Source organism: Nitrosomonas communis (genome assembly GCF_024102715.1).
GTDB classification, from domain to species: domain Bacteria; phylum Pseudomonadota; class Gammaproteobacteria; order Burkholderiales; family Nitrosomonadaceae; genus Nitrosomonas; species Nitrosomonas communis_B.
Genome location: NZ_JAGFJM010000044.1, coordinates 1 through 23122, shown reverse-complemented (window position 1 = coordinate 23122; position 23122 = coordinate 1). Strand labels below are relative to the sequence as shown.

Genomic DNA, 23122 nt, shown 5'->3' with positions numbered 1-23122 from the left:
CATATTTGCCAGCAATTACAGCCATTGTATTGTAGCGATCTTCTTTTTCCCGCCTGCGGGGTGATTTTCATTATGAAGTTTTCAGGTGGCTGGCTTAAATCGTTTCATTGCTGGGCAGATCGTTTTCAGGTAGGGCATCGGGAATGCGCGCAATGTCATCAAGCCACACTGTCGCTTCACTGTCACTCGGTGCCCGATAGTCTCCGCGTGGTGAGAGAGAACCGCCTGAGCCTACTTTGGGCGCATTGGGAATGCAACTGCGCTTGAATTGGCTGATCTGGAAGAAACGATAGGCAAACACTTGCAGCCAATGCTTGATTTCGCTGATGGTGTATTGGTTTTGTCGTTCCTCTGGTATGTTTGGCCAGCGTCCCAGGGTGCGGTCACGCCAGCTACAATAAGCAAGAAAAGCAATTTTTGTCGGCGGATAGCCAAATCGTGTTGTGTAATACAAGTTGAAATCCTGCAATTCATAGGGACCAATGACTGCTTCTGTGCGTTGAGCAGGCTGGTTGCTGCCCGTTTCTCCTGGCACTAATTCGGGACTAATTTCTGTTTCCAGGATGACGCGCAGCACTTCGCTGGTGTTGTCACCGAGCTGGCTGGTGTCGGCAATCCAGCGAATCAGAAATTGAATCAATGTTTTCGGTACACTGGCATTGATGGCATAGTGCGACATGTGATCACCGACGCCATAAGTACACCAGCCCAAGGCAAGCTCACTGAGATCGCCCGTGCCAAGCACCAAGGCATGGTGATAGTTTGCCAGGCGAAAGAGATGGTTGGTACGCTCGCCTGCTTGCACATTTTCAAACGTGACGTCATAAACCGGCTCGCCGTGGCTGAAGGGATGATTGAGATCACGCAGCATTTGCTCGCAGCTTGGCCGGATATCGATTTCATGCATAGCGCAGCCTATTGCTTGCATCAAAGCTTTGGCATTAGCCAAGGTATAGCTGCTGGTAGCGAATCCAGGCAGAGTGTAGGCCAGAATATGCGTCCGCGGAAAGTGCAGCACATCCATCGCGCGGGCTGCCACGATGAGCGCATGCGTGGAATCCAGCCCACCGGAAATGCCCATCACGATTTTCTTGATACCTGTGTGTTTAAGCCGCTTTACCAGTCCCTGCACCTGGATATTGTAAGCCTCAAAACAATGGCTATCGCGGGTGGCCGGGTCAGCGGGAACATAAGGAAAGCGATCATATTGACGCTGGCAGAGTAGTCTGGAATTCGTCGGCAAGTTGATTTCAAAGGGAATTTCACGAAATTGCCGGATTTCTTCGCGGTAATACTGTGCGCTTTGACTGAAGCTGTTTTGCCGCATGCGCTCCTGAATCAAGTGATCGAGATCCAGGTCAGCGAAGATCAATTGAGAACCTTCATGGAAGCGGCTGGACTCGGCCACAAGCGCGCCATTTTCATAAACCATGGCGTGTCCATCCCAGGCAAGATCCGTCGTCGACTCACCTGTGCCAGCGGCTGTGTAAAGATATGCCGCAAGACAGCGGGCTGACTGATTTGCCACCAGACTGTGGCGATATTCATGTTTACCTATCGTGACGTTAGAGGCGGACAGGTTCAGCAGCAGGGTGGCGCCTGCCAGTGCCGCATGACATGAGGGTGGGATGGGAACCCACAGATCCTCGCAGATTTCAGTAAAAAAACTGAAGCGTGGCTGGTTCTTTGCCCGGAACAGCAATTTTTCACCAAATGGGATGGCGCTTTGACCGCATAACGTAATGGTGTCGCGATTGGCTGCGGCAGCCGGTGCAAATTGGCGCAGTTCGTAGAATTCCCGGTAATTAGGCAGAAATGTTTTGGGAACGACGCCGAGAATGCGACCGCGATAAACGATGACTGCGCAATTGAACAGCAGATGATCCACTTGCAAGGGTAAACCAACTACGGTGATGAGTTCTAGCTGCTTCGAAGCGTCCAATACCATGCCGAGTGCATCAAGCGCACCTGTGAGCAGGGTCTGCTGATGGAATAAATCTTCACAAGAGTAGGCAGTCAACCCCAGTTCCGGGAAGAGTGCAAGGATGGCATGCTGTTCAGCCGCCTGGGCCATCAGCGTGATGGTTGCCGTTGCGTTAAATACTGCATCAGCTACACGTACCTCGGGAATGCCAACAGCAACACGGACAAAACCATGGTGATATAAATTGAAAAATTCTGTGTTTGCTGGCATAACTCAAGCAGGCGGCAGGAAGCGCATCGATAAATCAAGCGCCTTCACATCCTTGGTCAGACTGCCGATGGAAATTCTGTCCACACCGGTTTCCGCTACAGTGCGAACGTTGGCTAAGGTGATATTGCCCGAAGCTTCCAGAATAGCTTGCTGGCTGCTCAGTTGTCGCTTCAGTGTAACCGCTGCCTGCAAACTTTTAAGATCAAAATTATCCAGCAGGATCATGCTTGCGCCGGCAGTTAACGCTTGCTGCAGTTCCGCCAGCGTTTCGACTTCAATTTGGATAAATACGCCAGCAGGTGCGATTTCTTTAGCTGCTCGCAAGGCAGACTCGATACCTCCCGCGGCGATAATGTGATTCTCCTTGATGAGCATGCCATCGTACAGGCCAAAGCGATGATTATTCCCGCCGCCGCATTTGACCGCATATTTCTGGGCGAATCGTAGGCCAGGCAACGTTTTGCGTGTATCCACAATCACCGCGGCCGTGCCTGAAATCGCATCGACATAACGCCGGGTGTGGGTAGCAACTGCAGAAAGCAATTGCAGGAAATTCAATGCAGTGCGCTCCGCCGTCAATAAAGCCCGAGCGTTTCCTTTTATTTCACACAGCTTTTGATCAGCCTTAACCGTTTCGCCTTCCTGAATTAGCCAGCTTATTTCGATACCGGGTGCAAGCTGCCGGAAGCATTCTTCAAACCAGGCAGTACCACATATTACTGCCTGCTCACGGCTAATGACGCTGGCGAGCAAAATTTTATCTGCAGGTACCAGCGATGCGGTCAAATCGCCTGCGCCGATATCTTCCGCCAGCGCCAGACTGACATTTTTCCTGATTTCTTCATGCCATCTCATCATGAGGGTATTTAATCTTCAATAAGCTATTCATTCGCGCCATTGTATAGCAATTGACTGAGTCCTGACGCAGGTGATTCGAATACCTCATTTATATAGGACGCTCATTACCGAGGTTGTGCTGCGCCCTAACAGGGATACCAATTATCCCTAAAGTAGGTTTCTTTAATGGCGTTAATAATCTCAATATATTGAAATAATAAGATATTACATGGCATTTTTATTGCGCTTGGCTTTACTGGTCCAACTTGTTTTCTTACCCCTTATACATTCCAGATTGTTCCCGTGAATAAATGACTGTGATGCAGGTCTGCTATTATTGTTGAATGAGCATGTTGATCAGTTGGTTTCTGCGATGTCTTCATATGAAGTGCCAAGTGGCGAAGGAAAAATCATTTCATCAGTGGTGATGGATGCCTTGCAACCAATATTCACTGAAGTATGGCTATAAGATAATCAAATTGCACAAAGAATAAAGAGGTATTTTTTTCCTGTATACCATGCCTAGAATTCAAGCCAACGGGACGAAGCTATATTACACAGAGGAAGGGACCGGGCCTGAGACCATTCTGTTTGCTCATGGTCTGTTGTGGAACGGGCAGATGTTTGAGGCGCAGATCAATGCGTTCAAGGATTGCTATCGGTGCATTACGTTTGACTTTCGTGGTCAGGGACAAAGTGAAGTCACTCATGATGGCTATGACATGGATACCCTCTACCAGGATACCGCTGCTTTGATTGAGGCATTGGGTTGCGCGCCATGTCATTTTGCCGGGCTTTCGATGGGAGGTTTTATCGGGATGCGGCTGGCATCCCGGCGGCCAGAACTCCTGCGATCGCTGATCCTGCTGGGAACATCGGCTGATCCAGAACCGGAGGAGAATGTTCCACGTTACAAGCGGCTTAACTTTGTGGCGCGCTGGTTAGGTCTCAGATTTGTCGCTACGCCAGTCATGAGAATCATGTTTGGCCAGACATTTCTCGCCGATCCTAATCGTGCAACCCAGCGAGATGAGTGGAAAAAACGTCTAATCGCCAATCATCGCATCGGTGTTACCCGTGCAGTTAAGGGCGTAGTAGCTCGCCAAGGCGTTTATGACGAGATCAGCAAAATTACTACGCCGACATTAATCATGGTTGGTGAAGAAGATGTCGCCACGATACCGGTCAAAGCTGAGCGCATCCAAGCCCGGATTGCCGGATCGCGTCTAGTCAAAATTCCCAGAGCAGGGCATTCTTCAGCGATAGAGGAACCGGAGGCGGTCAATACGGCTATCAGAGCTTTCCTAAACAGCCTGTGAAAACAAACATGGCGATCCTTGACCAAAAATCGGTAATAAACCTGCTTGCGGGATCACCGACAACTGCTTGAGACTGCTCTCCTGATTCTCACCGCTATCATGGCAAAACAAAGGCCCAGAGCAGATAGGAATTGAGTTAATTTAAGCGGGGACGCTCTGTCAGAGGAACTGCTTTGCATCTTTCGGAGATTTCTCAAGAAAAATAAATGGTGACTATGGTTACACCACACACAAGACTTGAGATCTGCTGCATCAACGCCCCATGTTAAAATCGCAGGCCTTCTTCATCAAAAGCCCGCATGCCATGAAACACTCAATTGAAGAAACTGGACCAAAAGCGGAGTATCACGCGCTGATGCAGGCCGGAGAGCTCAAGCCGGATACCGATCAGGCCAGAGCAGTAGCCTCATTGGAGCGATTGCACCATGAGTTGATCGACTACGCCGGAGTCGGCGGCCAGCGCGGTGGATTCTCATTCAGGAATGGGTGGCTGACGGGTTTGTTGCGTAGGCTAGGCAGCGATAAACCTGTTCCTAAAGGAATCTATTTCTATGGCGGAGTAGGGCGCGGCAAATCGATGCTGATGGATCTGTTTTTTTCGGTGATTCCTCTGGCATCCAAGCGGCGGGTGCATTTCCATGAATTCATGCTGGATGTCCATGCCCGACTCAAGGAAGCGCACGATCTTGCCGCACAGAAACGTTCGCAGCAAGGCGGGCGTGCCAGTGATGCCGATCCTATTCCAGTTATCGCACGGCAGATAGTCTGTGAGGCGACCCTGCTTTGTTTTGACGAGCTGCAAGTTACGGATATCGGCGATGCCATGGTGCTGACGCGATTATTCAAGGAGCTGTTTGAGCTGGGTATCATTGTAGTGGCGACTTCCAACAGACCACCCGATGATCTTTACCAGCATGGCCTGAATCGCCAGCGTTTCCTGCCTTTCATCGAAAACATCAAGGAAAGGCTTGAGATTATTTCGCTCGAAGGGCCGATTGATTATCGCTACCACCGCTTAAAGGGTGCTGAAACATATTATTTCCCAATTAATGAGGAAACCACCGCTCAACTATCGGCTACCTTTTTCCGCCTGACCGACCGGCGTGTGGAAGACCGGGCAAAGGTTCCCAGCGAAACACTGACTGTGCAAGGGCGCACATTGTTTGTCCCCAAGGCGGCGCGTGGCGTGGCGGTTTTCTCGTTCAAACGGCTATGTGCCAACCCGCTGGGCCCGGCAGACTATCTCGCCATCGCCAGAACCTATCATACTGTCATCATGGTTGCGATCCCGCAATTCAGTCAGGAAAATAGCGATCAGGCCAAGCGCTTCATCACTTTTATCGATGCACTGTACGAACATGGTGTCAAATTCTTATGCTCGGCCGCTGCCTCCCCTCAAGCGCTTTATACCGGAGGAGAGATTGGTTTTGAATTTGAACGCACGATTTCTCGTTTGATGGAAATGCAGTCAGAGGACTATCTGACCAGAGGGCATGGCAGGATTGTCGGGGATTAAAAACTACCTGTCTTAGTTTGCAGTCAGTGAATCATCAATGCTCGCATCTAAAGGTCTGCCATTGAATTTGGCATAGATAAGTGGGTGAATATTTTTATATGAGTTACGTGACTGTGATTCGGTCGGCTAAACAGGTAGGAAAGGTGAGGGAGGCAGGAATGTCAATTGTAAGGCCTGACCCTGTTCTTGCTGTTCAAATTTCTCGAGAGCTAAACGGTTAGTGTACATCAGAAGGGGATGATCAACCTCAACCAGGCTATATAACCCTGGAAACGATTCTTGGCGTACATTTCATTCTGCCACTGCGCAATCAATGTCGTTCCAGTCGGGCTGTTGTAGATCACGCTAGGTCCGATCGCAAGCACTTCGCCTTTGCGCCCCGAAGACCAAGGGCCGAGCACCGACGAGATTGTCTGCCCATCGAGTTTGTCGTTGGTCGTCTGTTTTAGATAATAGCCCGAAAGTCCAGCACCCCACAAACCAAAACGCTTGCCCACAAGAAAGTCAATATGGAGTTCGTCACCGGACGCGTAGTCCATTTTCGGTTCGTCGATGGCGAGACGAAACTCCTTATTCTTGCTCTTGATGTTATACATGAACTTACTGGAGATTTCCCACCCCTTTTCAGAGAGCCAGGTTACCGCGAGGAGGGGTTCAATGCTCCAGTAATTGGTGCCGATGCTCCTCTGCGGATTACCGGCCTTATACTTGCCGGTGGGCATGCGAATATCCAGTGCCGCTACCCAGTGCCAGTTACCCGAATGCCAGGACAAGCTGGTCGGACTGATGGTTATGTCACCTAGCCCGACGACCGAGGTATAGTCTCCTCGCTTCATGCTTTGATGCACTATTGGCATGACAATGTGCACACCGTAATTACCCCCCAGGACGCGCATTTCAGTAATGTGAATAAGGCGAAATGCATTGAACCAAGTGCTAACTGATGCATCTGACACCTTGTTGCCGTCGCCATTGTGCAGGGAGCCGCTGTAATGACCAAAATAATTGAGGAAATGATTACCCGCAGGTGGTGCCGCACCTGCCAGCCAGTTTTCGGCACCATTCGGGTACTGGTCGCCGCCTTCCTTGGCAATTGCGTCCCTCGCAGCCAGACCCAACATAATCAACGCAAGACTGAACAGCTTGATGTTCATGCTTCTTTTTTAATGCTTCCCTTGTTTTTCTTCATGGTGATTTCCACAAAATTTTCAGAGTGGAATTGTCTACTGCTTCTTATATAGAATAAAGACTGTTTTTTGGATAACATTGCTCCATCAATGGAACATTAAATATGGAATTTCTGAATGACATGGCCCTGTTCGTGGAAGTTGTCAAGGCCAGGAGCTTTCGCGGTGCTGCCGATATTATCGGAATGCCGAACTCAACCCTGTCGCGGCGGATCAGTGCGCTGGAAAAGACGATTGGGTTACGCCTTTTGCACCGCACAACACGCAAGATCGAGTTAACCGAGGCTGGTCAGATTTATTACGAGCGCTGCAAACGCATCGTCGATGAAGCCAAGCTCGCGCACGAACAGCTCGGCGAAATGCTTTCGCAGCCCAGTGGCGTGCTACGCGCTTCGCTACCTGTAGATTTTGCCGTGACCTACATGGCACCCTTGATCGCCGAATTTGCAAGACTCTATCCGGGCATCGTCTTCGATTTCGATCTTACGTCACGGCGGGTTGATCTGGTGAGTGAGCCTTTCGATGTAGCAATCCGCATTGGAGAACCGGAGAATTCACAATTGATCGCACGTCCATTGGCCGTGCTCCCTGTGTACCTTTATGCTTCACCCCGTTATCTTGACCGCTCGGGAGAGCCTGCCGAGCCTGCTGATCTGGCGCACCATGAGTGTCTGGGTATCATGAAAGCTAGTACGTGGACACTTCACGATGGGGCACACACCACCAAAGTTTCTATTGGTAGCCGGTTCACGCTCAACAGTGTCGGTATGATTTGCCGCTTGGCAGCACTCGATATGGGCATCATCATGATGTTGGAGAAAATTGTCGCTGATGATCTTGCCAGCGGGCGATTGCGTCGCGTACTACCCCAATGGCATGGAGCTCCGGTATCCGTCTACGCCGTTACGGAAACCCGATTACTGCCCGCAAAAACACAGCACTTCATTAAGTTCTTACAGGAGCATCTGGGCAGGGTTTAACAGGATGCTAAAATTTCCTCTTATGCCACTTCAGCTGCCAGCCAAAGATCATCACCATACGCATCAGATTGTAAGAAATTCTGGTGAAGAAGCGCCTTTACCTTTATCAAAATAAAAAGCTCAAAATAATTCATACAACTCCAAACTGACCGGCGAGTACTACCCCAGTGAAATGGCACAGTGGCGGGCAACGGAAGCACTGCGAAAGCTCCTAGCCTTGACAACTTCCACGAACAGGGCCATGTCATTCAGAAATTCCATACTAATTGCTCCATTGATGGAGCAGTGTTATCCAAAAAACAGTCTTTATTCTATATAAGAAGCAGTAGACAATTCCACTATGAAAATTTTGTGGAGTTATTTTATGAAGCCTATTATTTATGCAGTTACTATTGCTCTGTCAGCTATGCTGATAGCCCCGAGTGGTCGTCCTGGGGTGCAGGTTACAGAAAGAGAAAGGGAAAATTATGAAAAAATCATTGCCGGTGAAATAGTAGCGTGTCCACACGGACTGGATGCTAATGGATCATGCCTGAAAGAAGGTGATGATGGCATCTGGTAATTATGGCTGTTACCCTTTCTGTAACAAAAAACCAGAGTAAGTTTTTTATCTAGTTAACCACTATTCCAAGATTCTTGGAATGTACCACTGAAGTAACTTTCCGTAAGATCGATTCCGTCCCGTTACAATATGAGACAGGAATCGATCAAAAGTCCTGTCATTTATTCATGAAATATCAGAAGCTGGTGGTCTGCCGGTTATGACATCAGTTATACGGGTTTTAGGGTCAGGCCTTACATTTGACTTTTTCTTGCTTTTTCCTTTCAGCCCATTTGACTATCTGGCTCACGATCGCTCAGCTCACATCAAAATACTTGCTTATCAATGTCTTTTGGTAGGTCCTTTATTATGTTGATTGTAGTTAAATGACTATGCCTCTATATCTTGTCAAGATGGACAATGCCCGCATTCACTAGCCTTTTTACCCATGCGCCACGTTTGCTGTGTACGCTTTGCAGTTTCACTAAGCTGTGGCGAAAATCATCTTCGCGTCCTGCCTGATTCAATGCTTCGGAAAGGTCTTTCAACGCCTTCAGGGCCTGATCATAGGCAAGGCCGGAGCCACGTTGTAACGTTTTATCGATCGTCGCCCAAGCCGTTTCTGAATTAGCAGCCAAACGTTCCAAATATTGTTTGCGTTCTGCTTGACGTTTTGCATCCTCAGCTGCTTGCAGTTGTCGCTCGTGTTCAAGACGCTTGATTCTGGCTATATCGTGCGCAACATCGATTTCAGCTATGGTGCGACGCGTTGGATTCTGAGAGTTTGGCAAGTGTTCTCGCTGCCAGCTCAGAAAACGCTGTTGTAACTTACGTTCAGCTTCCTGTCCTCGTTTTTCCAAAAGCAAACGCATAGTTGCACGCATATCATCTAACGACTGGGTTGCAATCCAGTTATCGATATCGGGATCAATATTATTGCGGGCAGGTAAAGCTTGACTGGCTGTGGCAGCAGCGGCCAGCCAATCTGGGTCGATCAACAAGAAGACAGTCAATGCAGTCTGTGCAGGTGTGAGCGATTGAAGGCCTGGAGGAGTCGGAGGTTCGAGATCATTCTGACCTATCTCCCCATTACATACCCGAGCCAGCCAACTCAAGTAAAGTGGACGTGTATCATCGCGTATCGGAAGTAAGCTAGCCATCCATCCTGGACCATCCTCTTGACTCCAGAAGCGTTCGTAGCGCCCGGAATCGTCGTTAAAATTCCATTGGAGTATCCAATGGTCAGATGTTTAGGTAACGACAAAAGCCTCAACATAAAATGATTGCGCATCTGTTTGGGAGAGTGCAGTAAATTGCTTCAGAGTTTCCGCATCCAATGAAGAAATTGGTAAACGTAGCATCAAACAGCACGACCCCCAGTTAGCCGAATAGACATGCGCATCGAAATAACGCTGCATCCAATTCAGCGGGTCGCCTTTTAGATCGCCCCAGTGATACGCGTTAATGAAGCTTGTGGCGGTAATTGTGGCACGCGATGAACGACTGCGCAGCTCGGCTTGTTGCTGGGAGGTAAGCGGCTGGTCGACAGCCATAAATTCGTAATACTGGTATTCGCTCATGAGTATATGCTTACTTGAGATTAATTTGCCCGTTGTTAATTTGGTCTATAAGCAATTACGCGGATTTAAGTTTTAGCGACGAAGAAGTTATTGCTCTCTATTTTTTTGGGGGAGTCAGTAGTGACATGAGATCTTCAAAAGAATTAAATAGTAAGCAGGGGGCACGATTTTTCTATTGCCGTCCGTCCGCTATTACCCTTAATCGTCATAGTGAAAATGACAAGCAATAATGACCAGTTCGGTATCAGTTGCTCGATATACCAATCGATTTGTCTCATCAATACGTCTGGACCAGTAGCCTGACAATTCGCCCCGTAGCGGCTCGGGTTTGCCGATTCCGGTAAATGGGTCACTTACGGCCGCATTGATCAGCAGATTTATCCGCTTGAGCGTCTTTTTGTCCTGCTTTTGCCAATACAAATAAGCTTCCCATGCATCGGGAACAAATCGAGTGGCGAGCACTGTCAATCAATGGGGTGGAGTGAATGTTCTTGTGCCTGCCCGGCTTTGTCTTGTGCAATTGCCCGTGCCAACGCGGCTGCATTGGCAGGATGACTGGTCAGATGCAAGGTTTCCATAATGCTATTGTAGCTATCCAGTGACATGACCACTGCATCGCCTTCTGCATCACGAACAACATCGTCTAATATGGATTTTAGTGCGTTACGCGCATAGGAATAGGTTACAACTTTCATCACTGATATTTGTTTAACTTGTACAATAAGTTGTACAGGTATGGCTGAAATAAATAACAAAGCAAATTAAGAAAAGAGCTATTCCGGTTGCTTGTCCTGCCGGTCTTGAGATCGCTGCGCTTGCCAGTCTATAGTCAATAAGTTTTTAATCAACAGCCAATGAGTTTTGACAATAAATCTGAATTTCGCTAAAGTCCCTTGAGTATAGAAAGGAACCGCTTATTTTTCCTGTATACCTTCCAACGCGAGCCTTATTTTCAAGGAGGACAGCCATGAAAAAGATACTGTCTGCTGTTGCGATATATTTCGCAGTTCTATTTGTTTCAGCGGGTACTTGTTTTGCAGGAAATAACAAGGACGTGGCGGAGGGGCGCGATATCTGGTTCAAGAGCACCTTTGGCGGCGAACGGTTTTTCAGCCTTATTTTGCCTAATCCTCCTTTCAATCTTCGGCTCGCTTTTGATCAAATGCTGACATGGCCGCGTGACACCCGTTTCGATGAGTATGGGGTCATCAATGATCCGGAGTGCATGCCGGGTGACGCATCGACTAACTACTATGACCGATGTGACGATCCCGAGTCCACAGGTGTTATTGGGGTCCGTAAATTTCCCAATCCTTCGGGAGGAGCGCCGCTTATTGGGGTTACCTGTGCTGCTTGTCACGCTGGCTTTGATCCCGTTAATCCCCCTTCAAACCCGAATCATCCGAAAGCAGAAAACATTCATCCAACAGTGGGAAATCAATATGTACAAATCGGCAAGATTTTCAATGGCCACCTTTCATCTCACGATCCCCGCTACCAAATCTTCTCCAGTTGGGCGCCTGGCACTGTAGATACCACCTTACTGGAGAACGATTACATCAACAATCCGGGGATGATTACTCCAATTTGGGCAGTTCCGGACCGACCGTACTTCGATGTGACTATTAATGGCGAACCTGCTCGTGTCCATCGCAATGGACAGGGAGGAGAGGACGATATTGGCTGCGAACAGGCGGCGCTTCGTGTCTATTTTAATATTGGCATGTGCGCCGCGGAATGCATGATCGGGCATCTGGCCAACGGACCGGGCGGGAGTCAGACACCCATTGATCTCGGCCAGTGTAGGAGTGTATGTCCCGATCTTTTGCAGGCAGAGGAGTCAGTAGGAAAGCTCTGCGCTTTTCTCGATACGCCTCGTTCTCCGCGGCTGGTGAAGGCTCCTGGAGGTTCAAGCTTGATCGACTGGAAAGTCGTTGGAAAGGGGAGGAAGGTATTTTCCCGCGCATGTGAATCGTGTCACTCAGACGGGGATCGCTCAGTAAAACGCAATGTTCTCTCTAACGATTTGATTCACCCTTTCTCGGAAATCGGCACGAACAGTTGTCGCGCCCGCACTACGAACTGGATGGCTGGGCACATATGGGCTGCCTTTTCATCAGATCAATACAAGGAACGGCCTACTGGCGGGCCTGGTTTCTATCGTAACATGCCATTGGTTGGTATCTGGGCAACCGCTCCATTTTTTCACAATAACAGACTGGGACACAACAACAGCGATCCGTCGATTGCCGGTCGAATCGCAGTCTATGAAGATGCAATGCATCTGCTGCTGAATCCCGACGTTCGTGATGAGCCGGGCTCAATCCAGCGTACCAACGCCGTTGTGCAATTGCCGACTTCATCCGGTGTCATGACACTTCCAGTCGGGACTCCTATTGCCGGGTTTGCCAGTATTGACCCCAATAGCGGCGCTAATCTCTGCCCGGATTTCATTGAAAATCAGGGTCACTACTTCGGGACTGAGCTTTCTGATGAAGAAAAACATGCGTTGACAGAGTTTTTAAAGACGCGTTGATGTGGCTGACTGACTAATCAACTAAACAGTTACAGCAGCACTGCTAGTTTGAAGTTGATTATCATAGCGTCCTGGCACTCGTGCGTGACAGTAACTGCTCAGCCTATGACTGCGAGTTTGTAACCCTTGCTATGAAGCTAGGCAAACCTTATATACGATGGACGCAAAACTGCTACAGGCATTTCCTCATCATACCACTGGATTGACGGCTCAAATGTAGGTTTGACCATGACACGTACTTTCCTGATACCCTGAGGTTGTGTGCACTACCCGTTTTGCCCGATCAACCTCTCGCCCGTTAATTGGTGGCATGGTATGCGCTGACATTGCTGGCCGCCAGCCTGGTACTACTGTTGCAAGGCGCAGGCAAACATTCACTCGACCGCAAACGCCAGAACGCCCTTTAATCAACTACGGAGGACACAATACATGGGAATCTTGATCGATGGACAGTGGCATGATCAGTGGTACAAAACCCGGGATGGCGAGTTCATCCGCGAAGATGCCCAATACCGCCACTGGATCACTAAGGATGGGCGCGCCGGGCCGACCGGTGAGGACGGCTTCACGGCAGAATCCGGCCGCTACCACCTGTTTGTATCGCTGGCCTGCCCATGGGCACATCGCACCCTGATTTTCCGGAATCTGAAAAGCTTGCAGGCACATATCGGCATAACCGTGGTTGACCCCAAAATGCTGGCGCATGGCTGGGTCTTCAGCGAGGTTTCCCAGGATAATCCCTTCCCGGCGTTGCGTTTTCTGCACCAGCTGTATACACGCGTCAAACCTGATTATACGGGCCGGGTCACGGTGCCGGTGTTATGGGACAAGCAGCGCGACACCATCGTCAGCAACGAATCGGCCGACATCATTCGCATGTTCAACAGCGCATTCAACGACATCACACGCAACGATCGGGATTTCTATCCCGAGGCTCTGCGCGGCAGGATCGATGCTGTCAATGAAGTGGTCTATCACGGCATCAACAATGGTGTCTACAAGGCCGGCTTCGCTACCACCCAGCAGGCTTATGAAAACGGTTACGACAATCTTTTCAAGACATTGGACGAGACTGAAGCCATTCTGGGCAAACACCGTTTCCTGATCGGCGATCAACTGACCGAAGCCGACTGGCGTCTGTTTACCACTCTGCTGCGTTTCGACGCAGTCTATTACAGCCACTTCAAGGCCAACAAACGGCGCATCGAGGACTATCCGCACCTATCCAACTACCTGCGCGACCTCTATCAGCATCCAGGTGTCGCCGAGACCGTCAATTTCGGGCATATCAAAACCCATTACTACTACAGTCACCCGAGCATCAACCCGACCCGCATCATTCCCAAAGGGCCGGAGATCGACTACAGCCGGCCACACAACCGCGAGCAACTGTTTACATGACGATATCCTGAAATTTGAGAGTCATCTTCACCCGTCCACATACAAAGTAGGGGACAGGTCCAGAATCAAGAATGTTATGAATGAGGGGGCTGAGAATCCGGCAAAGAAAATGTCTCGAACACTGAAATGGAGTAATCCAGGAAAAGCTCGATTTTTCGCTTGAGATCGGCAGACATCGTGATCCGCTTTGAACGCAGATCTTCCGGGTCTGGATGCTCGACGAGGAAGCCGTGATCGATGGCAATCTGAATATATTTGACAGCGGTGCGCTGACTAATGTGTGGCATGAGCCGATGCAGCTCGGATTTGTAAAAAGTATCATTGTGCCTCAGCCACATTTGTGTGAAGAGATCATAGTAGTTCAAGTCGTGGAAGAGTTCATCTCCCAGAATTTCCATCCAATAGTGATCCGTACAGTTAATTAGCTGAATGAACTGACGACGCCTGGTGTTTGGGTATTTCTTGGGTTTGGCTGGGATTTTGATTTTTGTTTGCATTTTCGGAATCCACTCCTGTTAGTTCGGTATTATTCTATCGCTTGATTGCATGTAAATTTACATGCATAATTGCTTCCTTCTGGGTGTTTCTGTAATTCAAGAATTAGCTAAAAAGGAGGCTGTCGACCATGATTCATAAAATAGAGAAAATCTGGCTTCGTTACAAGGGCAGCTTGCGTCCAACCATTTCGGTTCTGCTTTATTGTCAATTGGCTTATTTTGGTGGAGCAGCACTTATTCTATCCCTGAACCCGGTCTTTATGATTATTGGCACGCTCGCGATGGCTCACGGGATGGTGATTGCCGCTTATATGATCCACGATTGTGGGCACAATACCCTGTTCAAATCGCCGCGTCATAATGCCATGCTGGGAAAGGCGTTAAACTGGCTTACCGGTGGCTGCTACGGAACTTACGAGGATTTGCGCGCTAATCACATGCAGCACCACGTGAATAACGCCGATGTCATAACGCTCGACTACAGAGGTTATCTCGCGCGCGCTCCAATTCAACGCAAAATTTTGCAGGCATTGGAGTGGTTGTATATACCCGTCGTAGAATTTCTCATGCATGGAGCACTCATGCTTGCGCCGTTTCTTTTTAAGGACAAAAAGAACCAGCGGTTGCGAGTCACCGTGATAATCATGATCAGGTTCAGCTTGCTTCTCGCAGTGTTCCTCTATTCGCCAATGGCCTACATATGCTATGTCATCGCTTATACCATTTTCTTGACGATTTTGCGCTTCATGGATGCGCTTCAGCATAATTATGGCCTGATGCTGGCAACCGATCATCACTTCGACCTGGTTAAGTACAGGGGCGATCGGGATTATGAGGAATCTCATACATTCAGCAACCTGATTTCAGTCAGCCATCCGTGGTTAAATCTTCTTACGCTTAACTTTGGCTACCACAACGCCCATCACGCAAAGCCTACAACTCCCTGGCATGAGCTGCCAAAGCTGCATAGAGAGCTGTATGGTGACCAGGGAGATTTCGTCATTCCGTTTGGTAAGCAACTGTCGAGCTTCCATAAGGGGAGAGTGGCGCGGGTGTTCGGCGACGAGAACGAGACGCAAGGGAGCCAGTTTGCACAACGTCTCCAAAACGGCTCCGCAGTGGGTGCGAATGGCATATCTTTCTTAACCCCGTTGTAATCGAAAAAGGGGGAATGATATCAATCTTCTAAAACAAGCGTAGGGCGCAATCATTATTGCGCCGAATTAAAAATACCGGTGCAATGTACTTCATTTTTTGTCTCGCCTCAGGCGGGTTTGAAGATAAGGCGCGATAGATTCTAGTTATTGCAGTACTGGTTTTTCTATAGCCAATAAATCATAAATATTGATCCATTCTCCTTCCACTTTGAGCGCCAAGTCAGGATTGAAAACATAAGTCCCACGCATGACGCGGTAAAACAATTTGCGGTTGTAGCGGTCGTCTTTGTTGATTTCGTTCTTCGCCAGAATACTGGACAGATAAGCCCGTTGCTTGCGCCGTTCAGGCAAAATGCTGTAGGGAATGTGTTGTACTGCATCAATAAAATCCTGGCTGGAGAAACCGGCAGGCCGGTAAAACGTTTTTTTTGACATTACGCGACAAGACAGGGCGATCATCAGATTGAGCATGAAGAACTCCATCGTGTGCTGGTCGAGTTTGATCAAATGGCCGTCGACCTGAATGCTCATGCTGGTGGGTTCGAGCTGCTCGTAGATATCGGCTAATTTCTTTTTGGCGTAGCTTTCGCTGCGAGCCGTTTGCGCCAGCGCGATTTGAAACGCGGTTAGGCCATTGCTGTCTATTTTTTCCGTATCGGCGCCCAGTTCAACCAGTACCTTGATTACTTCGGTATTGCCCATCCAGGCAGCGACCATTAGCGGCGTTTGATTAAAAATATTGCGAAAATCCGGACCATATAGATCGACATGTTTGAGCACAGCGTCGGGTTTTTTAAAGATGTAGGCGCTGTAGTGCTTTTGTTGCAGCATCTGCAAGCTTTTTTCAGGATGTTGCGCGGCTTTGAATCCGATTTTCTGCAAGCCATCTATAATGTCTCGGTCTTCATAGACCAAGCCGTACTCGAGCAACAGCATCCTGGCGTTTTTGTCGGCATGGTCAAAGGCTTTCTGTTTTAGATTGACCAGCATTGCTCCGGTGATAACCTGCCAGTCCGGTGTTTTTTGCTGGAGAATTTCATTGCGTATGCGCTCGGCCTGTTCCTGCTTGCCCTGCAGTTCGAGTTTATGTGCTTCCAGACGCCAGGCATCGAGACTGGATTGCTGGCTGGCAAGCTGCAGGCTTTCCTGGGCGTTACGTAAACCCAGTAAATCCAGCAACGGCTGCTTTGGGTTGCTTTCAATCCAGTACAGGTTTTTAACCGCCCTGGTCAGCGCCACGTACAAGGCATTGATATAATACTTGTAGATTTCCAGTGATTTGTCGGTTTTATCCTTGGCGCGGGCATATTTAATATCCTGATCCAGATCAGCCGGGCTGACGCCCTTGCTGATTTCACGGTAGCGGCTTTCTTCCTGACTCAGGAAGTTATAGAGGATGATGTTTTCATATTCCAGCCCCTTGGCTTCCTGGATGGTAAATACCAACGGGGTACTGAAATGCTGTTGTGCAACCGGCTTCTGCTCGACTGTCATGACGATCACTGCGAATAACGTAGAAGCTCTGGTTTTGCTGTCCAGTTCCTGGCGCACCGAGGCCGTATCCTGCAAAAACAGCACTTCACCCTGGTTGTGACCGTTGCTTTCCACCAGATAGTGGCTTTCCTTATCGATGGAGCCAAAGCGCTGGTTTTTGATTTTAAGAATCTTGTTGGCGATATCAGTAACTTGCGGTGAATTGCGGTAGTTAGTATTCAGGATCCGGATCAATTCGTCGGAGGTCTGGATATCATCCTGTCGGTAAAACAGGCTTTTTACCTTCGACCAGGAGAAGAAATTGGGATGAACAATCTGGTTGGAGTCACCGCACAGGATGAAGTCCTGCGCCTGCCGGAGCGATTTGATGATCAAGTAGAGCTGAATATTGGTTAAATCCTGCACTTCATCGACCACGACAAAATCGTAGCGTGGCTGGAGATATTGCAGATACTGATGGCTGACGATATTGCTGTCATAAAGCTGTTCTTTCTGCAGAAAAGCGAGGTATTTTTCAAACACGTCATATACCAGCTCGCGTTCTTCAGCCAGAAAGATCGATTCTTTGACACCCAGATTCAGATAATCTGCACGACTTAGCCAGCTTTTATCGGTGGCAGGCCCAGTGATGACGCCACGGAATTCCTCGAACAATTTATGCGCATCTTTCAACGGGCCTTGACGATAGCGGCTAAACCACTGCTGAAAGGCCTGAAAGGTGACAGGTTTGCCTTCCGGCACACGAATACTTTCCAGAAACTCCTGGAACGATAAAAAATCAATCTGCTGATCGGGATTATCGTAATGGTGCGCATAATACAAATCGCGCGAATTCTTGACCAGATAGGCTGACTGCGTCACATACAATACATCGCCTACCGCCTGTTTCATTTTTTCCAGCGTCAGCGCTGTCTTGCCGCTGCCAGCGGAACCGATCACAATCAGCGGCGGCTGCACATCATAAATCGACTGTTGGCGCTCATCAAACGAGATGATTTTGTCCAGCAGATTAAACGATGTATGGTTGGGATTCAGATAAACCAGCTGTTTTCCGCTAGCTTCATCAGGTTTGAGTATGAGCGGAATTTTATCTTCATCAATACTTGTGACCTGGCGTAGAAAACGCGAATCCTGGTAAGCATGGTTTTTGATGAATTCCAGAATCAGCGCATAGCTTTCTTCCCGATAACGATAAACCGAGAACAGCAAGCGATCGCGCTGATTCAGCTTGGCCCGGTACAAATTGTCGCCGATCTTTTTAACATCAGCCGATTTGAAGTTATCATCTTCCAGGTATTGTTGTAATTTGGCGAAACCTGGAATAGTTTTGGGGTTAAGCTCATTGTAGACAAGGACTTTCATAGAATGCTATGGATCGCGCGGTTGCAGTGCTTAAAAGACGTGAGACGTATCGTAAAATGAAATATACGCAAAGCCGGATGCCTGGTCAAAGCATACCGCTGATCGATCAGAATGAGCTCCGCTTTAATTAACATTGAAGGGCAATTTTTTGAATTTAAAAAAAGAGGCAAGATTGTTCAAGACTTGCGTATGGATGAGTATGCATTAATAGCGTGCTAATTTAGCAAAAAAGTTCTACTATTTGAAATCATCCAGAAGGTAAGTAATGAAAGTTTGTTTAAAGTAGATAGGCGAGGATACGCGCACCGCGCAATACCGCGCAGATAGCCTGCCGCAGTAATTTTCCAGCAACCCATTAAACGAAATCACAGAAAGGGGTAATAAATATCATGACAGACAGACGAGATCAGATTCTTCCCAAAGATTCCCAAATTGGTGTCTATGAAATTAAGGATACCTTAAAGATCAGCACGTTCGATATCACCTATCGTGCCTGGAATCACCACCTGAAGGAGCGGGTGGAAATACAAGAGTATTTTCCCCATGATCTTGCCATTCGTGCAAACGGTGGTCTTAATGTCGAACCTAAGTCCCCAGAAGATAAAGAAAATTTTGAATATGGGTTAAAGGCATTTTTGGATCAGGCTGAGGCGCTCGCGCAAATCAAGCACCCTAATGTTGTAGCTGTTGAGAATATCCTGCAGCTCAACGGAACGGCTTATTTGATTATGATACACCAGGAAGGGGTACCGCTCTCCAGGTTGATACAGTCGTCTTCCTCATCAATGGCTGAAGCAGAATTAAAGTTCATTCTGGTATCGATCCTGCGTGCGCTGGAAAAAGTCCATGAATGCAAAATAGTGCATGGCGGCATCCAGCCGGCAACGATTCTCCTGAGCAGGAATGGCGAGCCAATACTGACCCATTTTGCTGCTGCCCGCTTGGCGATCGCTGCGCGCACCTCTCAGCTCGCAGGCGAATTAGCTGCGGGTTATGCACCGGCAGAGCAATATAAAGAGACTGATAAAGTTGGCCCTGCCACCGATTTTTATGCGCTGGGCGCGACGATGTATTATTGTATGACGCGGCAACAGCCAGTTGACGCGCAGAGCCGTATCATGGCGTTAAGTAACGGCGAGCCCGATCCGATGGCGACGCTTTCCGGTTCTGCGGGCACTGCCTATAGTGCGGAATTACAGCAAGCGGTCAAGTGGATGCTGCGGCCTGACTATAACGATCGACCGCAGTCTGCAGCGGAGATCCTGGCGTTGCTCAAACCAGAGTATGCCGAAGAGCCAGGCAAGGCTATGACTTCTCAACAAAAAGCCACGGCTGATGCCAAGCATGGTTCGGTAGACAAATCTTCCATAGGGGCCGGTGTCGTGGCTGGGATCATTGCCTTGGTTGCTGTTGGCGTATGGTATGGTGAAAAAAATCCAGAATCATTGGATGATCAATCTGCTACCGTAATCGCGCAGTTTCCATCTGAGCATGACGCTGATCAAGCCGTTGCTGCGCACGAGACGCCAGAGGAGCAAACTGCCGCCTTGGCCTTTGCCCAACCAAGTCAAGAATCTGATCCAGGCAAGATATCACAGCCAGCCAGCGGAGAACTTAGCGGCGCTGAAAAACAACCACAGCAGGCAAGTGGAGAAATGCCATTGCAGGCAACTACAGACGATCATCAACACGACAACCAGCCAAAAGAGCCGAAACCGGAAAGCATGCTTTCTTCAGCAAGCGTAGCGATGAGCAGGTCCGGGCTTAAGGATAAACCTGCTGCTGAGCCGGAACCTGTCGAAGAGCAGCAGCAAGCAGTGATTGAGCCATTAACCCCTCAGCCCGAGAGCCAGCAGTTGCCAGAAAAATCCATTGATGAAAAAGCAGTCAAGGCACATTTGACTGCTGCTGAAAAAGCCATGAAAGCGGTGCGTTACACCACACCACAAAAAGACAATGCCTATCAACACTATCAGAAGGTGCTTGCTATCGATCCAGACAATGCAGAAGCGCTCACTGGCTTGCAGAAAATAGTTGACCGCTATGTTCAGTTTATCGCCAAAGCAAGGATCGATGGCAGACTCGATGAAGCCAGACTTTACCTGCAAAGGGCTGAGTCTGTTTTACCGGATGATCCCAAACTGGCTAGTATTCGAGTAGAGCTGTCTGCCGCAAAAAAAAATTGATCGAATGCTTAATTCCGGTTCTAGAGTTGATCAGATGGCTATGAGGGGTGGCTATGAAATCACTAGCTATCTCATTTTTGTCATTCGTTTATAACTGATTTTATAGCTAACCCATGAAAGCAACTGTCTCTGATCTTTTGAAACGAATTCCCGGTAAAGCTACTGAGGAGTGGCCGATGGGCGAGCCATTCGCGCTGGCGTTTGCGCATGGTTCGATGTCTGTTGAGGTATATGCGCCTCGTGGCACAGATACGCAAACGCCACATGATCAGGATGAGCTTTATTTTATTCATTCTGGACACGGCGAGTTTGTCGTGGCGGGTGAGCGCCATTCATTCGAGGCAGGGATGGTATTTTTTGTCCCGGCGCATGTCGAACATCGGTTTGAGAATTTTTCTCCTGATTTTGCTACCTGGGTTGTTTTCTGGGGACCAGAAGGCGGTGAAAAGTCTGAATAATGTGTTCAGGTCAATGTGCCAGCTTGCTGGCGACATAGGCACGCGCTGACCTGTTGCGAGTATCGCCACCGCCTGCGAAGCTGTGCGAGTTGCGCCTGATTGCCCGTCAGTGGTAAAAGCTGATCGGCCGGTTAGTTTCGGAGAAAAATCATCTGCATAAGGTACTGACTGAGGGTTGCATTCGATTTGTGCTGGCATGGTGGTCGGTGATCTACACGGACAGCCTGCCCGAGCCACGGTCCAGGCGATCATCGCCATCTGTGACAAAATTTTGCCTACCTATAGCGAAATGATTCAGCGATGCGAACATTACTGAGATTCCGCCACTGATTATGAAGCGCCTTTGTTTAGCGCAATGCTCTGCGCTGCATCAAAGCGCTGATCAGGCTCAGTTTTATTGCTCCTGCGACGCTTGATTATGCTATTCCCCCACAACATGACCTGGCTTGGTTAGAGCTGCGTTTGTCTGCCCACACGTATCTTTCACGTTAAACAATTTAAACTTCTCGCTAAATTTAACCTCTGCGGATTTAATTGTGTCACGAACACAAGCAAAAATAATATCAAGAATAATTTTCATTTATAAATCAATGATTTAGTGTTGCATTTGTGCTTTGCAAGCTTTATAATGTGCGCAACATGAATTAAACATTCGCGTTGTGTTTACAGTAAGGTGCAATATTAACCAAATGGAGGTATCAAGTTGAAAGGCGACAATCAAACAGTAAACCTTCTGAACAAGGTATTGAAAAACGAGCTCACCGCGACCAACCAGTTTTTTCTCCATGCCAGAATGTACAAAAACTGGGGGTTGGATGGATTGAATGAACACACCTATAAAGCCTCTATCAAGGCGATGAAACAAGCAGACAGTCTCATCGAAAGAATTCTTTTTCTGGAAGGCCTTCCTAATCTGCAGGATCTCGGAAAATTGCTGATTGGGGTGGATCCGCTAGAAATGCTTCAGGGAGATCTGGAGTTGATGACCGCTATTCGAGCGCAACTGATAGAAGCGGTCGATCATTGCGAATCTGTGCTTGATTATGTCAGCCGTGAGCTGCTTGAGGAAATACTGGAACATACCGAAGATCATCTCGATTGGTTGGAAACCCAGTTAGTGCTGGCTGAAAAAGTGGGTATTCAGAATTATCTGCAGTCCAAAATATAATTTAAGGAAAATATCTTATGAAAGGTAACGTAAAAATCATCGATATCCTGAACCAACTCCTTGCCGGGGAGTTGACCTCAATGGATCAGTACTTTACACATTCACGTATGTATGATGATTGGGGTTTCAATAAGCTTTATGAACGCATTGACCATGAAATGGATGATGAAAAACAGCACGCCGATCTTCTGATCAAGCGAATTCTGTTTCTGGAAGGCGTGCCAGCAGTGGGTAATCGCAGTCCACTTAGAATCGGTAAAGACGTGCCGGAAATGCTGGAAAATGACCTGGAATTGGAACGTTCCGTGATTACTGCATTGCGTAACGCCATTGCCGTTTGTGAGCAGGAGCAGGATTACCAGACGCGGGAAATCCTTGAAACCATGTTGGAAGACACAGAGGAAGACCACGCGCATTGGCTGGAACAACAGTTGGGGCTCATTAAAAAAGTTGGATTGGAAAATTATCTGCAGTCACAGATGTAACAGCTGAGCGGCGATCCAAAGCCTGTGAGACAGCTAGCAGCGCTGATAGGCAAAACAAAATCGCTTGCAAGCCGGTTAGTGATCACTTGCTAATGGTGGCTCTTCAGCAAAATCTGTGGTTGAACTCAGGCACCGGCAATTCACCAAGTGTATGATATAGGGCGATTTCCAGACATTTTAGTGTTTTGAAACCATAGGCTTTTCTCCTAGTGAGTTTTGCCTTG

Annotated in this window: 20 protein-coding genes; 11 read left to right on the top strand and 9 right to left on the bottom strand. The window is 48.4% G+C overall.

Annotated elements, in window-relative coordinates:
- Positions 1–94: 94 nt before the first annotated feature.
- Together J5I83_RS04360 and nadC are read right to left on the bottom strand one after the other, a co-directional pair.
- The gene (locus J5I83_RS04360) at positions 95–2194 is read right to left on the bottom strand and encodes an NAD(+) synthase (protein ID WP_304053562.1); all 2100 of its coding nucleotides are present in this window, start codon (positions 2192–2194) and stop codon (positions 95–97) included.
- Between the two features lie 3 nt (positions 2195–2197).
- A complete protein-coding gene (gene nadC / locus J5I83_RS04355) occupies positions 2198–3049 on the bottom strand; it encodes a carboxylating nicotinate-nucleotide diphosphorylase (RefSeq protein ID WP_304053578.1) in 852 nt (283 codons plus the stop codon).
- 500 nt (positions 3050–3549) lie between these two features.
- Between nadC and J5I83_RS04350 the strand changes: the two genes are divergently transcribed.
- Together J5I83_RS04350 and zapE are read left to right on the top strand one after the other, a co-directional pair.
- On the top strand, positions 3550–4350 hold the full coding sequence (locus tag J5I83_RS04350; protein ID WP_304053561.1) for an alpha/beta hydrolase: 801 nt from the start codon (positions 3550–3552) through the stop codon (positions 4348–4350).
- 304 nt (positions 4351–4654) lie between these two features.
- The gene (zapE, locus tag J5I83_RS04345) at positions 4655–5866 is read left to right on the top strand and encodes a cell division protein ZapE (RefSeq protein WP_304053559.1); all 1212 of its coding nucleotides are present in this window, start codon (positions 4655–4657) and stop codon (positions 5864–5866) included.
- A 227-nt stretch (positions 5867–6093) separates the two neighbouring features.
- On the opposite strand, the gene J5I83_RS04340 is transcribed toward zapE, so the two are convergent.
- Positions 6094–7020: a transporter gene (locus J5I83_RS04340; protein ID WP_304053557.1), complete on the bottom strand. Its 927-nt coding sequence runs from the start codon at positions 7018–7020 to the stop codon at positions 6094–6096.
- 155 nt (positions 7021–7175) lie between these two features.
- On the opposite strand from J5I83_RS04340, the gene J5I83_RS04335 reads away from it, so the two are divergent.
- Together J5I83_RS04335 and J5I83_RS04330 are read left to right on the top strand one after the other, a co-directional pair.
- A complete protein-coding gene (locus tag J5I83_RS04335) occupies positions 7176–8033 on the top strand; it encodes a LysR family transcriptional regulator (RefSeq protein WP_304053556.1) in 858 nt (285 codons plus the stop codon).
- A gap of 364 nt (positions 8034–8397) precedes the next feature.
- A complete protein-coding gene (locus J5I83_RS04330; RefSeq protein WP_304053555.1) occupies positions 8398–8595 on the top strand; it encodes a hypothetical protein in 198 nt (65 codons plus the stop codon).
- A gap of 377 nt (positions 8596–8972) precedes the next feature.
- Here the strand turns inward: J5I83_RS04330 and J5I83_RS04325 are convergent, their stop codons facing one another.
- The 4 genes from J5I83_RS04325 to J5I83_RS04310 form a co-directional block, all read right to left on the bottom strand.
- Positions 8973–9734, bottom strand: a complete 762-nt coding sequence (locus tag J5I83_RS04325; protein WP_304053554.1) for a hypothetical protein — start codon at positions 9732–9734, stop codon at positions 8973–8975.
- 90 nt (positions 9735–9824) lie between these two features.
- Positions 9825–10154, bottom strand: coding sequence for a hypothetical protein (locus J5I83_RS04320; protein WP_304053553.1), 330 nt, complete (start codon positions 10152–10154; stop codon positions 9825–9827).
- Between the two features lie 198 nt (positions 10155–10352).
- Positions 10353–10616, bottom strand: a complete 264-nt coding sequence (locus tag J5I83_RS04315) for a Txe/YoeB family addiction module toxin (RefSeq protein ID WP_304053576.1) — start codon at positions 10614–10616, stop codon at positions 10353–10355.
- A 2-nt stretch (positions 10617–10618) separates the two neighbouring features.
- Positions 10619–10849: a type II toxin-antitoxin system Phd/YefM family antitoxin gene (locus J5I83_RS04310; protein ID WP_304053552.1), complete on the bottom strand. Its 231-nt coding sequence runs from the start codon at positions 10847–10849 to the stop codon at positions 10619–10621.
- Between the two features lie 272 nt (positions 10850–11121).
- Between J5I83_RS04310 and J5I83_RS04305 the strand changes: the two genes are divergently transcribed.
- Together J5I83_RS04305 and J5I83_RS04300 are read left to right on the top strand one after the other, a co-directional pair.
- On the top strand, positions 11122–12690 hold the full coding sequence (locus J5I83_RS04305) for a cytochrome C (RefSeq protein WP_304053551.1): 1569 nt from the start codon (positions 11122–11124) through the stop codon (positions 12688–12690).
- Between the two features lie 429 nt (positions 12691–13119).
- Positions 13120–14091 (top strand): glutathione S-transferase family protein, encoded by a 972-nt coding sequence (locus J5I83_RS04300; RefSeq protein WP_304053550.1) that lies wholly within the window; start codon positions 13120–13122, stop codon positions 14089–14091.
- Positions 14092–14165: 74 nt separating this feature from the next.
- On the opposite strand, the gene J5I83_RS04295 is transcribed toward J5I83_RS04300, so the two are convergent.
- Positions 14166–14588, bottom strand: coding sequence for a MarR family transcriptional regulator (locus J5I83_RS04295; protein ID WP_304053549.1), 423 nt, complete (start codon positions 14586–14588; stop codon positions 14166–14168).
- 128 nt (positions 14589–14716) lie between these two features.
- Here J5I83_RS04295 and J5I83_RS04290 point away from each other — a divergent pair, with 128 nt between their 5' ends.
- Positions 14717–15745 carry a fatty acid desaturase gene (locus J5I83_RS04290; protein WP_304053548.1) on the top strand — a complete coding sequence of 343 codons (1029 nt, stop codon included), beginning with the start codon at positions 14717–14719 and terminating at the stop codon, positions 15743–15745.
- A 144-nt stretch (positions 15746–15889) separates the two neighbouring features.
- Here J5I83_RS04290 and J5I83_RS04285 read toward each other — a convergent pair whose 3' ends face one another.
- Positions 15890–18601, bottom strand: coding sequence for a UvrD-helicase domain-containing protein (locus J5I83_RS04285; RefSeq protein ID WP_304053546.1), 2712 nt, complete (start codon positions 18599–18601; stop codon positions 15890–15892).
- Positions 18602–18990: 389 nt separating this feature from the next.
- Between J5I83_RS04285 and J5I83_RS04280 the strand changes: the two genes are divergently transcribed.
- From J5I83_RS04280 to bfr (J5I83_RS04265), 4 genes are all read left to right on the top strand, one after another.
- Positions 18991–20787, top strand: coding sequence for a protein kinase (locus tag J5I83_RS04280; RefSeq protein ID WP_304053544.1), 1797 nt, complete (start codon positions 18991–18993; stop codon positions 20785–20787).
- 113 nt (positions 20788–20900) lie between these two features.
- Positions 20901–21245, top strand: coding sequence for a cupin domain-containing protein (locus J5I83_RS04275; protein ID WP_304053543.1), 345 nt, complete (start codon positions 20901–20903; stop codon positions 21243–21245).
- 703 nt (positions 21246–21948) lie between these two features.
- On the top strand, positions 21949–22413 hold the full coding sequence (gene bfr / locus J5I83_RS04270; protein ID WP_304053541.1) for a bacterioferritin: 465 nt from the start codon (positions 21949–21951) through the stop codon (positions 22411–22413).
- Positions 22414–22430: 17 nt separating this feature from the next.
- Positions 22431–22898: a bacterioferritin gene (gene bfr / locus J5I83_RS04265; RefSeq protein WP_304053540.1), complete on the top strand. Its 468-nt coding sequence runs from the start codon at positions 22431–22433 to the stop codon at positions 22896–22898.
- Positions 22899–23122: the final 224 nt, after the last annotated feature.

What these genes read in the sequence shown, in the direction of transcription:
- J5I83_RS04360 (WP_304053562.1), bottom strand. Translation starts at nt 2,194, where the DNA reads ATGCCAGCAAACACAGAATTTTTCAATTTATATCACCATGGTTTTGTC.
- nadC (WP_304053578.1), bottom strand. Translation starts at nt 3,049, where the DNA reads ATGAGATGGCATGAAGAAATCAGGAAAAATGTCAGTCTGGCGCTGGCG.
- J5I83_RS04350 (WP_304053561.1), top strand. Translation starts at nt 3,550, where the DNA reads ATGCCTAGAATTCAAGCCAACGGGACGAAGCTATATTACACAGAGGAA.
- zapE (WP_304053559.1), top strand. Translation starts at nt 4,655, where the DNA reads ATGAAACACTCAATTGAAGAAACTGGACCAAAAGCGGAGTATCACGCG.
- J5I83_RS04340 (WP_304053557.1), bottom strand. Translation starts at nt 7,020, where the DNA reads ATGAACATCAAGCTGTTCAGTCTTGCGTTGATTATGTTGGGTCTGGCT.
- J5I83_RS04335 (WP_304053556.1), top strand. Translation starts at nt 7,176, where the DNA reads ATGGCCCTGTTCGTGGAAGTTGTCAAGGCCAGGAGCTTTCGCGGTGCT.
- J5I83_RS04330 (WP_304053555.1), top strand. Translation starts at nt 8,398, where the DNA reads ATGAAGCCTATTATTTATGCAGTTACTATTGCTCTGTCAGCTATGCTG.
- J5I83_RS04325 (WP_304053554.1), bottom strand. Translation starts at nt 9,734, where the DNA reads ATGGCTAGCTTACTTCCGATACGCGATGATACACGTCCACTTTACTTG.
- J5I83_RS04320 (WP_304053553.1), bottom strand. Translation starts at nt 10,154, where the DNA reads ATGAGCGAATACCAGTATTACGAATTTATGGCTGTCGACCAGCCGCTT.
- J5I83_RS04310 (WP_304053552.1), bottom strand. Translation starts at nt 10,849, where the DNA reads ATGAAAGTTGTAACCTATTCCTATGCGCGTAACGCACTAAAATCCATA.
- J5I83_RS04305 (WP_304053551.1), top strand. Translation starts at nt 11,122, where the DNA reads ATGAAAAAGATACTGTCTGCTGTTGCGATATATTTCGCAGTTCTATTT.
- J5I83_RS04300 (WP_304053550.1), top strand. Translation starts at nt 13,120, where the DNA reads ATGGGAATCTTGATCGATGGACAGTGGCATGATCAGTGGTACAAAACC.
- J5I83_RS04295 (WP_304053549.1), bottom strand. Translation starts at nt 14,588, where the DNA reads ATGCAAACAAAAATCAAAATCCCAGCCAAACCCAAGAAATACCCAAAC.
- J5I83_RS04290 (WP_304053548.1), top strand. Translation starts at nt 14,717, where the DNA reads ATGATTCATAAAATAGAGAAAATCTGGCTTCGTTACAAGGGCAGCTTG.
- J5I83_RS04285 (WP_304053546.1), bottom strand. Translation starts at nt 18,601, where the DNA reads ATGAAAGTCCTTGTCTACAATGAGCTTAACCCCAAAACTATTCCAGGT.
- J5I83_RS04280 (WP_304053544.1), top strand. Translation starts at nt 18,991, where the DNA reads ATGACAGACAGACGAGATCAGATTCTTCCCAAAGATTCCCAAATTGGT.
- J5I83_RS04275 (WP_304053543.1), top strand. Translation starts at nt 20,901, where the DNA reads ATGAAAGCAACTGTCTCTGATCTTTTGAAACGAATTCCCGGTAAAGCT.
- bfr (WP_304053540.1), top strand. Translation starts at nt 22,431, where the DNA reads ATGAAAGGTAACGTAAAAATCATCGATATCCTGAACCAACTCCTTGCC.